At 41.8% G+C, this 11,907-nt stretch carries 14 protein-coding genes; 11 read left to right on the top strand and 3 right to left on the bottom strand.

Translation table 11 applies throughout. From position 1 onward, the window contains the following. The first annotated feature begins 471 nt into the window (after positions 1-471). From C8E01_RS18715 to C8E01_RS18725, 3 genes are all read left to right on the top strand, one after another. The gene (locus C8E01_RS18715; RefSeq protein ID WP_116544984.1) at positions 472-714 is read left to right on the top strand and encodes a hypothetical protein; all 243 of its coding nucleotides are present in this window, start codon (positions 472-474) and stop codon (positions 712-714) included. 232 nt (positions 715-946) lie between these two features. Beyond that, on the top strand, positions 947-1,285 hold the full coding sequence (locus tag C8E01_RS18720; protein WP_116544985.1) for a transposase: 339 nt from the start codon (positions 947-949) through the stop codon (positions 1,283-1,285). Further along, positions 1,282-2,244 carry an IS3 family transposase gene (locus C8E01_RS18725; RefSeq protein ID WP_116544986.1) on the top strand — a complete coding sequence of 321 codons (963 nt, stop codon included), beginning with the start codon at positions 1,282-1,284 and terminating at the stop codon, positions 2,242-2,244. Before C8E01_RS18720 ends, C8E01_RS18725 begins: the two co-directional genes overlap by 4 nt. Positions 2,245-2,410: 166 nt before the next feature. On the opposite strand, the gene C8E01_RS18730 is transcribed toward C8E01_RS18725, so the two are convergent. After that, positions 2,411-3,763: an IS110 family RNA-guided transposase gene (locus tag C8E01_RS18730; RefSeq protein WP_116544987.1), complete on the bottom strand. Its 1,353-nt coding sequence runs from the start codon at positions 3,761-3,763 to the stop codon at positions 2,411-2,413. 449 nt (positions 3,764-4,212) lie between these two features. Here C8E01_RS18730 and C8E01_RS18735 point away from each other — a divergent pair, with 449 nt between their 5' ends. The 6 genes from C8E01_RS18735 to C8E01_RS18760 all read left to right on the top strand — a co-directional run bounded on the left by C8E01_RS18735 (position 4,213) and on the right by C8E01_RS18760 (position 8,758). Beyond that, positions 4,213-4,635, top strand: a complete 423-nt coding sequence (locus C8E01_RS18735) for a hypothetical protein (protein WP_116544988.1) — start codon at positions 4,213-4,215, stop codon at positions 4,633-4,635. An 872-nt stretch (positions 4,636-5,507) separates the two neighbouring features. Continuing rightward, entirely contained in the window at positions 5,508-6,161 is a 654-nt protein-coding gene (locus C8E01_RS18740; RefSeq protein WP_116545011.1) for a DUF2490 domain-containing protein, read from the top strand. A 60-nt stretch (positions 6,162-6,221) separates the two neighbouring features. Beyond that, on the top strand, positions 6,222-6,968 hold the full coding sequence (locus tag C8E01_RS18745; protein ID WP_205943776.1) for a carbonic anhydrase family protein: 747 nt from the start codon (positions 6,222-6,224) through the stop codon (positions 6,966-6,968). Positions 6,969-7,140: 172 nt separating this feature from the next. Beyond that, positions 7,141-7,434: a hypothetical protein gene (locus C8E01_RS18750; protein WP_116544989.1), complete on the top strand. Its 294-nt coding sequence runs from the start codon at positions 7,141-7,143 to the stop codon at positions 7,432-7,434. Between the two features lie 10 nt (positions 7,435-7,444). Next, entirely contained in the window at positions 7,445-7,693 is a 249-nt protein-coding gene (locus C8E01_RS18755) for a TFIIB-type zinc ribbon-containing protein (RefSeq protein WP_116544990.1), read from the top strand. Between the two features lie 210 nt (positions 7,694-7,903). Continuing rightward, positions 7,904-8,758: a hypothetical protein gene (locus C8E01_RS18760; RefSeq protein ID WP_133242795.1), complete on the top strand. Its 855-nt coding sequence runs from the start codon at positions 7,904-7,906 to the stop codon at positions 8,756-8,758. Between the two features lie 663 nt (positions 8,759-9,421). Here C8E01_RS18760 and C8E01_RS18765 read toward each other — a convergent pair. After that, positions 9,422-9,841 carry a hypothetical protein gene (locus C8E01_RS18765; RefSeq protein WP_116544992.1) on the bottom strand — a complete coding sequence of 140 codons (420 nt, stop codon included), beginning with the start codon at positions 9,839-9,841 and terminating at the stop codon, positions 9,422-9,424. A gap of 927 nt (positions 9,842-10,768) precedes the next feature. On the opposite strand from C8E01_RS18765, the gene C8E01_RS18770 reads away from it, so the two are divergent. Further along, positions 10,769-11,353, top strand: a complete 585-nt coding sequence (locus tag C8E01_RS18770) for a Fic/DOC family protein (RefSeq protein ID WP_116544993.1) — start codon at positions 10,769-10,771, stop codon at positions 11,351-11,353. On the opposite strand, the gene C8E01_RS21750 is transcribed toward C8E01_RS18770, so the two are convergent. Next, positions 11,340-11,510 carry a hypothetical protein gene (locus C8E01_RS21750; RefSeq protein WP_165820693.1) on the bottom strand — a complete coding sequence of 57 codons (171 nt, stop codon included), beginning with the start codon at positions 11,508-11,510 and terminating at the stop codon, positions 11,340-11,342. The two genes, C8E01_RS18770 and C8E01_RS21750, sit on opposite strands and share 14 nt — an antisense overlap. A gap of 42 nt (positions 11,511-11,552) precedes the next feature. Here C8E01_RS21750 and C8E01_RS18775 point away from each other — a divergent pair, with 42 nt between their 5' ends. Next, complete coding sequence (locus C8E01_RS18775) at positions 11,553-11,858, top strand: hypothetical protein (RefSeq protein WP_116544994.1); 306 nt, start codon at positions 11,553-11,555, stop codon at positions 11,856-11,858. Positions 11,859-11,907: the final 49 nt, after the last annotated feature.

Raw genomic sequence — 11,907 nt, forward strand, 5'->3', positions numbered from 1 at the left:
TAATACTCGGCTTGCTCGTACCTAATGCATAAAGGAGAAGTATACTAAGATTCTTTTGAAGGGGTTATAGACTGCGACAGAACTTGCTGAAATTTGACATAGAAAAATCTGCTGCTGCAGCCACCACACCTGCTCCTGTTTTCCGATAAGTTGTGACGTAGTCTATATCTAAAAAACAATAAACACGTTAAACAGTATATCAAACTAAGAAGAGTCTCCGTCGAAACCCGATTGATGAGTGATAAGAAGGGAATAGAGATAGACTATTGCCCAAACTACCGTGGTGTATGCTTGACCGAGGAGAACTGGAGAAGAACACTGAGCGCTCGGCAGACCATTACTCCAAAAAGAGAAGTACGATTCTGACTATATAAGAATCTCTCACCAGCTGAAGGAACGTGTGTAGCCCCCGTGCATGAACTAAGGGATATTGCCTGTACTGATGCAGGCCTTCCCCGTACAATATTTTTAATGTATCTGCCAGAGTTTATCCCACTATCATTAGAAGGCAAGCTCGCCGCTATCCTGGAGCAGGGCATCTTCCTTATAATCCGCACCCAAGGAGAGCATTATGTGGCGCTCTACGACATGAGCAGTTTTTTCTGTGAGGTGTGGCACGACACTGCCACCGATAAGGTCCTGTTGGCAGTGGGCTTTGAAGGCACCAGGCGGCTGGAGCCGTACCTGCAGCTGATCGAGCTGCAGGAGCTCTAACTCTCCGGCTTTCTCCCTTTTTTCGGAGCTCCGCCTTGGTAATTAGATGCTGTCTACCTGTCTGATGTAGCGGTAGCAGGTGCCTGGGTCGAAAGAGGTGCAGCCTATTACTCACCAGAACTTCTGTGTTCAACGCTTTTTAAGACGGGCAATGTCTCTGCTTGTTCCAAAATACCCGGTATTCGATACAGCATGTCTCGTCCTGCTATAGGTTGACACAAAGTCGACAAAAATGAAGGAAAGAAAACTAAGAGAACGGATAGTAGCCGAGTACCTCCTGGGCGGGTTGAGTTATCGTACACTGGGAGAGAAACACGGCATAAATTTTTACCAGATCCGCCGTTGGGTTCTCAAACACGAAGGGCAGATGAAGAATCCACCAAAAGTTAAAAGTGTCAAGCCTTCTCCGGATTTGCAAAGAGATATCCCTCTTTCCAATGACGTGAAGGAACTCCAGGCCGAGCTTCGTAAGGCAAGGCTTCAGAATGAGGTGCTTTTAGAAGTGATCAAAATAGCCGAGGAGGAGCTCGGTATCCCAATTCGAAAAAAGGCTGGCACCAAGCAATCATGAGAGTAGAGCAAAGGAGGCCTTCCTACGCTGTGGGGATGCTTTGCTCATTGTTTGGTTACAGTAGACAGGCCTATTACCAGCAGATAAAAGCCCAGGAGCAGCAGGCCCTGCAAGAGGACCTGCTCTTGCAGGAAGTGTTGCGCATCCGTCAAACCCAAAAGCGGCTGGGCGCTCGCAAGCTGCTGGTGATGATGACCTACTTTATGAGCGAACACCGGATAGAAATGGGCCGGGACGCCTTTTTCGAACTGTTGCGTGAGCAGGGCCTGCTCATCAGGAAACGAAGGCGCTCCAGGCCCCAGACCACCTTCTCCAGTCATTGGCTCCGAAAGTACAGCAACCTGATTATAGGTTTTGTTCCAGTAGCACCTAATCAGCTGTGGGTGAGCGATATCACCTACATTCATTTGCAAAGCGGGTTTGCCTACCTGAGCTTGATTACCGATGCCTACAGCCATAAGATTGTGGGTTTTTACCTCTGTGAGGACCTCTCTGCCTATGGATGTAACTGTGCCCTGGAGATGGCTCTGAGGGGAAATCCTATCCATCAGGGGCTTTTCCATCATTCCGATCGGGGGCTGCAGTACTGCAGTTCCGGCTATGTAAAGCTCTTACAGGATCATGCTGTTGCTATCTCCATGACACAGAAAGGGGACCCGCTGGAGAACGCACTTGCTGAGCGAGTGAATGGCATCCTTAAAGAGGAACTGCTGGAGGTGGTTTACCCTACCTTCGCTGCCGCACAGCTAGCCATAGCTGAGGCCATCAGTATCTATAACTTTCAGCGGCCGCATTCAAGCGTAGACATGCTTACTCCTGTAGAGGCACACGCCAGAACCGGAGCATTGAAAAAACACTGGAAGAATTATTATGCTATCAAAAAAAGTAAAACAGGTGTTGATGGAACATCTCATGCAGGACAAACCGTGGGCGAAAAGACTATAAGTGTAAAGCTATAGCCGGACATGGAAGCAGAATCCGGATGAATAACTTTTTAGGCATCATTGCTCAAATAATATCCAGTGTAAAGGGCTTGCAGGACTAAGTATTATGTGTAAACTTGATGAAGTATTAATCTAAACAACCTGTCAACTTTTCTGTACAACTCTATTTTAAGTGGCTAAATCAGAGCGAACTTGAAAAAAGCTTTTCAAGTTCGCTCTGATTTAGTTGAAGTGCCTGGATGCGTTTTTCCACCTGCCTTAACCCATTCCGTCTGCTTTTCTCGTTACTTTCTCCTATCTCTTTTTTCTTATACGGCTCTGCCTTTGTTACCATATTCCAGATAATGACGGCTAGCTTCCTTGCTGTTGCCGTAATTGCAGCTATTCTCCCTTTCTTGAAGGCTATCCTTTTGAAAAACGGGGTGAGTTCATGGTCCTTTTGGTTGCCAATGGAATTGGCCGCCTGGCGAAGCGCTATTGCCAAACAGGACTTACCCGATGGTGTGTGACTGCTGATAATACGGCCGCCGCTTACCTTGTTATTTGGGACCAGACGCAGCCAACTGGCGAAGCTCTTGGCTGTTGGGAACCTGTGCAGATCTTTTCCCATCGTCGTCAGCAGGCAAAGAACAGTACCGTAGCTGATCCCGGAAATAGCAAGAAGGTCAGTTTTAAAGTATTGGTAGGCTATCTTGGGAACATTGAACTCAGGTGAATTCTTACTGCTCTTCTTTTTGCTTTGCTTCAAGGCTTTCTCTTCGAGTTCAGATATTATGGTCTGCGGCGCATGCTTCATCAGAGAACTCTCAATCATCTGGTCACACTCCCTGAGGGCTTCCTCGTAGAGCCTGTAGAAGTTCAGGCAAGACTTCAGCTCAAACAGCAGCTCTTCCCGCCAGGAGCCATGGAGCGCCTCGGCGATCTGCTGTTGGGTCTTTTTCATCCTCACATCCACCAGCGAGGCAAGGTGCTGCGGATCCCGGCTCCCCGCCAGGATCGCCTCTATTATCGCAAGTCCTGACTTGCCGGTAATGTCACGGATGGCCACGTCAAGCCTGATGTTCATCAGCCGGAGCGCCTTCTGCATTTTGTGCGTGTACCTGGAGATTTGCTCAACCAGGTGCTGCCTGTGGTAATAGTAGGTGCGCATCTCCTGGAGCGTGTCGCTCAGCAGAAAGCTACCCGACAATAGTCCCAGGGAATGCAGCTTCTGGATCCACATGCAGTCAAGCACGTCCGTTTTGCGCCCCTGCACATTCTTTGTCTGGCTTCCCCCGACAAGCAGCACTTCAAACCCGGCTTTCTGGAGTGCGTTGAAAAGGGTCTGCCAGTAGGTCCCGGTGCTTTCCATGGCTACTGATGTGACTCCTGAGTCACGCAAGTGCTCAATCAGCTCCTCATGGTCTTTGGTGCAAATCCCAAAGGAGCGGACATTCCCCCTGACTTGGTCTGTGGCAACGAAATGGCTGCGGGATCCCACGTCTATGCCAGCAGCGTGTGGGTTAACGATTTGAAGTGGTAGTGCTTTTCCCATGGCGTTTCTTTTTCATTTTGAAATAGCTTCAGGGAATGTATTCACTAGTATAAGATTTTTTCTGTACGGGATTCTTCGTAGAGATCACCAGTTAATTCACCAAATGCCCATGCATAGCAAAGGCCTATACATTCCAGCCCAGATTTCAGGAAGGACTTTCCAAGTACCATTAAGGTAAGGAGCTTATTACTGAAGCAAACTCAAGATAAGAAAATTCTATCTGCTGAGGAACTTCAGTTGTCATGCGTATTTAACAGTGCTCGCTCTATCCTTCGATTTCAGGGCAAGAAAGCCTTAGTTGTTAACTTAATTTGTTAGTTATTCCGTTTATCCTCCCAAACCAGGAGGATAAACGGAATAACTAATTTATATCATAATTAGGCGGTAGTTAAGTAAAAATGCAACCAGTTTATCAATCTCAGGGTCGTTATAATAAAAAGTGTATAACTATGAAAAACCATTTAAAGTTAGTGTTCCTCTTATCGCTACTGCTTTTAAGCTGTGAGAAAGACAAGTTGAGTGAGACCTTGGACTTTAAGGACTTTACAATCGAAGCACCATCTAACTGGGAAAGCTTTACAAGTCAAGGTTACGATTCAAAAACTGGAGGCATAACGAATGGAAAGGATGAATTAACTTATGATTACGGTTGGTATGCGTATGACTTTAAGAATGAAACTACTGCTACTCATACTCGAACTTCAACCACGATTGATGGAAGACCTGCTTTGATAGTGAAGCCTATTGAAAAAGGAAAAGGTGTTATTGGTGTATTTATTCAAGTTGACAGCCAAAACAAATTCAACCTTTCAGGTCTGGACATCAAAGATGAAGATACTGTTTTAAAAATTTTTGAATCAGTAAAGTTCTAAAAGAACAACAGAAAACAAGCGCCTAACACTGTACAAACTGTATGTTCGGCTGATGCCTCCACATAGCCTGTACCACCCATTGTATACAATGCCTTCATTACCGATCATTTAGTGTAGGTAGAATTATTTATATAAGTTATTTCTTAAACTATTAAAGTGTCAAGAAGTTGTACACCGTTTTAGTGTAATATTTAAAAAATTCTTATATTGATATAATAAAATTTAACCTTAAAAAGAAGTATATTATGGGAATCAAACCAGGACCAAAAAGAATTGCTGATTCAACTGGAAAACCAGACAGGCGTCAACGAGATAATAGGGAAACGCCCAAAAATACACCATCACTAAAGCCACATAAGCATAAGAAAGGGGATTAATTAATACACCCTCAAAAGTGAGAAATTATCCTTACTCCTATCGTTAAAGTCTGATAGAAATAATATGGTAAGATATTTTATCACTTGCAATAGGACATGTCACAATAGAGATTTAGTATAAAGGGACAGTAGTATCAAATATCGCTTTTAAATAAAAAAGGCTGCAGTTTAAACTGCAGCCTTTTTTATTTAAGGTCCTAGGTTTGGGACACGACAGCAACCTAAAAGCAATCAGCTTTCAACCCTGTAGCAAGCCATTGGCAACCAGGTTAAATCTATCATCTTAATTGATGCTCCTCTCATAGTAGTAGCTGAGATGCCTCAGCAAACTGTCGTTTTACGGGACAAACAACACAATGAGATTATGTTAATTATTAATTTACTATATGGTATATTCGTTAGCCCAGTTCCGGTTATCTGTCAAAAACGACAGATAACCGGAACAGTCTTCCGTTTATACATAAGTTATAGCCAATGGTAAGAACCCAACACGTAATGAAGAAAATTTTCCTGATTTTGACACTTTCCCCTTTTTCCTTGCTTGCGCAGCAAAGCGACATAGGAAACTGGTTTATCTACTTTGGTGACAAAAAGATAAACAATAGATTCAATTGGCACCACGAAGTGCAGTATCGAAACTTCAATTTTATCGGTGATACAGAACAGCTACTGCTCCGTACGGGCATAGGATACAATCTGACCGAAAATAACAACAATGTTCATTTAGGTTATGCTTTTATATACAGCGAACCATACACTGCAGGAACCGATGACAAGACCAATTTCAACGAACATCGTGTTTACCAGCAGTTTATTACAAGGCAAGTATTTGGCAGAGTTTCTGTTCAACACCGGTATCGTTTTGAGCAACGATTTTTTGAGGACGACTTTAGACTTCGTCTTCGCTACTTTCTAGCAGCAAATATTGCTCTCAACCACAAACAAATGGAAGATAAAACTGTCTATTTATCAATTTATAATGAAATTTTTATGAACACAGAGCAATCCTATTTTGACAGAAACCGACTCTATGGAGGAATTGGATATAGGTTCTCAAAATTTGCAAGAACCGAAATAGGAATTATGAATCAAACCACTAACAATGTTTCTCGAAATCAATTTAATCTGATTACCTTTCTGAATTTTTGAAAACAAGCGGAAAAGCCGAAAACCGTTCTACAAAGTAGGCAAAACAATAATAATAAACGAATGAAAAGTATTAAAATTCTAGCTGTAGCTATTGCTACTACGGTAATGGGGGCTTGTAATAATCAGCCCGAACAAAAAACAACAGAAATCCCCACAGAAGTGGAAGAGAAAGTGAAGCCACTTATCCAAGAAGTTTTAACAAAAGAACAGAGAGATGCTTTGTCCCCTGATGATGTGATAAAATCCTTCAAAGAAGGTAATGAACGCTTTGTAACCAATGAATTAACAGCAAGGGACCATTCTGCACAAGTGAGAAAAAGTGCAACAGGACAATTTCCTAAGGCGGTAGTGCTTTCTTGTCTTGATAGCCGAGTTCCCGTAGAAGATGTTTTTGACAGAGGTATTGGCGACATCTTCGTAGGTCGTGTAGCAGGTAATTTTGTGAATGAAGACTTGTTGGGAAGTATGGAATTTGGTTGTAAAGTAGCAGGTGCAAAAGTCATTTTGGTACTTGGCCACGAACACTGCGGAGCAATTAAATCAGCTATTGATGATGTGAAATTGGGCAACATTACTGCAATGCTTTCCAAAATCAGACCTGCTGTGGAGAAAGTGAAGTATGAAGGAGAACGAACCTCTGGAAACCCTGAGTTTGTTCATCAAGTTTGTGAAAGCAACGTAAAAAACACTATTGAACAGATACGAATAAATAGTCCAATCCTTAAAGAAATGGAGGATAACGGACAAATTAAAATTGTGGGAGGTGTTTACGATATGGATTCAGGAAAGGTGACATTCCTTGAATAGAAAAAATGGCTATAACGAATAAGGTTTCGTTCTGTCTGCAAGTTCGAGAATTAAACCTTATTTGTTTTGGCTAATCGTATGCGATACGACCAAAAAACAAAATCTTTGTCAAAATGTTGATGAAAGATTTGATTAACATCAAAACGATTTTAGCCTTTTTAACAATTGATTTATGAAGTATTTACCAAACAAACTTTTTGTAACTGTTGCAACAATGTTTTTCTTGACAGCCTGTGGTGACATAAGCAATAAAGTTGACAATAAACTTAACGAATTACAAAACAAGACGGAGTCTTTAGATTCTTTAATAAATAAAGAAGTTGACAAGGTTTTAACTCTTGACTCACTCATAAATATAGAAAGTGACAAGGTTAAAAAACTTGACACTTTAATAAATAAATCATCTTCTCAACTTGATTCAATCTCAAAGAGAGGAAGTAAGTTATTAGAAAAAATCACCAATTAATTTTAGTTATATGAAATGTCCAAATTGCAATGTGAATTTAGTAATGACAGACCGCAGTGGTATTGAAATTGACTACTGTCCAGATTGTCGTGGAGTCTGGCTTGATCGTGGAGAGCTTGACAAAATCATTGAACGCTCTTCACAAAATGGTAGGAATGCACAACAAGAAAATTATTCTGACAAACAAAGATATCCCACAGACAAGGAACATCAATACAAAAAGAAAAAGGGATTGTTTGGGGAATTGTTTGACTTTTAAAAAACTAAAAACTATTCTAAACTCAAGTCGACAACAGAAAATTGACAAGAACCACTGGCTATAACAGCGGTTTGGCGTAATGGCGGGTGCAGTGCTTCGTATGACAGTTTTGTGGTAGGTTCAAGTGCAGCGCTTCGATTAAACTTTTGTGATAAAAATCCGCCACTACGCCAAGCCGCAAAACGTTGTATGTTACTTATATCAAAAGATATGAACAGAATTCAAGGAGTTTTGAAACTACAACAGCTGCGATGTTCTATCTTTATTGCTTTGGTTGTTCTGCTTCCCAGCAAACTTCTTGCACAAAAAGAATTCTATACTCCAAAGTCGCTATTAATCCCTCTTCACGACCAAAAGAATCAGCTGCATCTTTCAATTGGCAGAGGTGGTGGCTATGACTTTAACCTGTCATATGCCTTTACGGACAAGCTGGCATTATTTTCTGCTGCAACCTTCGATAATGACACTAAGAAAAGAATCAGCATTATTGGCGACAGGTATGATGTTGATCGGCATGATTTTGTCATCAAAGGCGGATTAGGTTATTTTACCAAGACTGAGAATGCTGAGTTTCCCATTATAGAGGCATACGTGGGTACGGGTATCACCAAGATTGACAATTATTGGTACTTTAAAGGCGATACAGATGGAGAAGTCACGCAGGCGCGATATTGGAGCGTGTTCGGGCAATTTAATGCAGGTAAAAGAGTATCGGAAAGTGAGTACGGGCTCGGGCTAAGGTTCACATATTCACAGTATATTGATTTCAGCTTTTACGACACCTATTCTGCTTCTACAAAGAGCAGTTATAAAAAACTAAGAGGCCTGACTGCTGACCCTGCCATAAGTGCGGGTTATAATCTATATGGGGTAAACATAAATGCACAGGTAGGGGTGGGAATTCCTTTAATTGCACCATCTGTAGAGCGAACAGACACTCATACCGCATATGAAGGGACAACTGAAATAAGAACTGTTATAAATTCGGAGGAAAAAATTCGCTTATACTCTTTTATAGGCAGGTTGAGCCTACAATACAAACTAAACTTTAATAAGAAGAGGTAAAAAAGCAACATACAACAAGGTTCAGCCCTTAGGCTTGGCTACGCCTCGCCCATCAGCTGCACCAGCACGTTGGCCACCCGTCACATTCATCTCAAAAATCGTCGTTTTTTGGGACGGGGCAGAGGGTCAACAGGTCAGATGCTCCCTTTTAAGGGCTTGAGCACAGTCTGTACGGCAGGCTGCTGAAAAGTGACTACCGACATTGCCCCTCCAAATCCACCTGCGCTTCCAGGACCCGGTGCAGCAAAGAAGGTTTGCTCCTTAAGTTACTAGGTATATGCTAACAATAAGTACATACGTGCTGTACTTCCTGTTAATCAAGTATATATTTTCTTGAAATATAAAACTTGTTAGATGGCAAACTCGTTATATATTTGTTAAAAAATAAGGGCTTCCACCTTGTGGAGCCCTTACTTCGACTAGCTAGCGCTTCTTTGCATAGAAGCAGAATGGTCGACCATTTGCGCGACGGACCTTTTTGCCCTTGATCGTCACGTACATGGTGCAAACCAATTCGTAGTCTGGGTGATTGGATTTGTCAATCATCTTCTTTCTACTTTTTTGGTTGAACAATTTATTTAAATAAGCCTAGTCAGAGTTGCGACCTCTGATCTAGGTTTTTTTTTGCCCGCATGTTATTGTTTGCGGGCAATGTCTTAAGTACTATTCCTCACCCTCCTCTTTAGAGACTTTACTAATCGAGCGCTTTATATCCTTAGGTCTGCGTTTAAGCTTGTAGATATCCTCTCCGTTATACTTCTCAGCTATAATTTCAAAAATCACCTTATAGTCAGTGTAATTGATACTTAGCTTATTAAAAACACTTGTTAGGGGCAGCGAGTAGTATCCACTGGTCTTTGTTAACTTAACACAGTTGTCTTCTTCTGTTTTAAAGGGCTTGAGGAAGATGTGTTGGTAGCTGGCAATATCTCCATCAAGAGCTACTTTGAAACAAGCTACTTCGCCTAACCTCATTACTTCTGCGGCCTCTGTGTTGAACCCCAATTTGCCAGATAAATGAATCGTTGCTTTCGCCTTATTATCTATATCTGATATTGATAAAAAATTCAATTCCATTTCCATGCTTTATGTGTGCAACGCCTTTTTACTCCCTTAATGCTATATATAGGTATTAGTAACCCAATACCTGTGCACAAATATATCACTTTTTCATAATAATCATTCGTTTGTATATAGTTTTATTCAAACAATTTTCTCCATCTATAGCTGATATTCACATTTTTACATGAATATATCTCTAAATCTCTCTTAATTAATTATTATATTATTCTTCTTAATTAAGAATAATAGCTCCTTCTAATAAACCTTTTATATGTAGCTTGCTCAATAAACTCTGTTTTTAACCTTATAGTTATGTCTATACTTTCTCTTTTTTCTGCCTTTCTATTCTCTTTTATAATATCCTTATACTTCCCTTGTGTAATTGTATAGGATATAATATCTTCTAAGGTTTATTGATATCTCTATTAATAGCTTTAATACATTCCTTAGTAGAATGCTGGTGAACTTTTTTAGCGGTACTGTGGTAGGTTAACCACAGTAATACATACATCTGCGTCAAGTTATCCCCGTTATACTCAACGGGGATACTACTTGTGTATTAAACTGTGTTCACACACGCAGAAGGTGGCCCAGCTCGCTTGGCGCAAAGGAAAGAAGTCAATATCTGCTCGGGCTACTGCCGGAGCCCCGCCTCTCCGTTCGGGCTCTGTTGCTAGCATTTTCGGGAAGCAGCTAAATTATTCCAATAGTATCTAGATGCGCTGTTTAGCTGCTCTTTCTTACTAGAATCTGAATCGGTGCAGTATAATCAAGACCAAGGGGTGGTGCAGAAAAAAAATGAGCCCGACGACGCGGGCTCATGGGACAATACAGTAAGGCACTTGCCTGCCAGCTAAACCACAGCTGGCAGATTATATCTTGATTATTGCACTTTATAACATAGCTACCATTATTTAATATTTACCACCTTTGTACAAAGGTTATACGATGGGAGAATACACAACTGCAGCAGACGATAACTTATTGGGCATAGGCGATAAAGCACAACTCAACGAACTGGAGGCGAAAGGGGTGCTAAGAGCAGAAGAGTACATGTTAGACCTAGACGATTCTGTTGAGATCAGCACCGGCTTAATCTTAGATATTCATAGAACTGCATTCGGAGAGATTTATGAGTGGGCAGGAAAGTGGCGCAATAAGGATTTGCAAGTAGGGGCCTACATACCACCTAGGCACTTTGATGTCCCACGGCTAATGGCTGAGTTCACCTATGACCTTAGATATCGGCTACAGAACAAAGTTGATAAGTATAAGGATACGGAAGCACTAGTGAGGGAGCTCGCCTGGGCACACCACAGGATGGTGCACATACACCCCTTTGTGAACGGTAATGGCCGCTCGGCTCGCTTGATCACTAATCTATTGGCCTACATGCATGGCTATCAGAGCGTGGAGCTGTATCAGCGAGATGGGGACGGCAGAAAAAAATATCTGCAAGCGGTGAAGCTTGCAGATACATATGATTTCTCAGAATTGGAGCAAATGATCAGGGAGCAGCTTAAGCCTTTATAAGCCGCCGCTCTTCCTTCACCTCTGCATAAAGCTTTTCCAGGCGGTCCTTGCTTACGCCCTGGTTCTCCAGCATCATAGAGCCATGCACTGACTTCACCACCATAGAGCGCACGAATGCCTCATCCTTCAGCTTTGGGTAACGGTCTCTTAGTTTCATGGTCTTTTCTTTAATAGAGTAATTATAGCGAATGCTGCTACAATGCAAACAGCTGTCATCAATGACGTTAGCAAAGATAGTTGTTTGTACACTACAAGCAATACCAGTACCAATAATAACAACAACGATAGTGCATACGATAATTCCAACCCAAAAGATAAAGCTGGTGAGGATCCGGGTGTAGGGACAGAGCATAAGGGAGAAAAGCATAAAGAAATAGAGGGTTTTGCAGAGTCAGCAAGCATTCCTTCTGTAGGTCCTGCAAGAGCTCATCCTGTCGATGCTTATACAATCCATAGCCTGTGGCTAACTGGTGATCCTGAACAGCACTTTGTCTTGCATAGATGAAAGTAAACGTCAGATTATGCATAAAGCTAAGTTTACTTTAACTTACTGT

Origin of the sequence: Pontibacter virosus, assembly GCF_003096355.1 — a bacterium.
GTDB classification, from domain to species: Bacteria; Bacteroidota; Bacteroidia; order Cytophagales; family Hymenobacteraceae; genus Pontibacter; species Pontibacter virosus.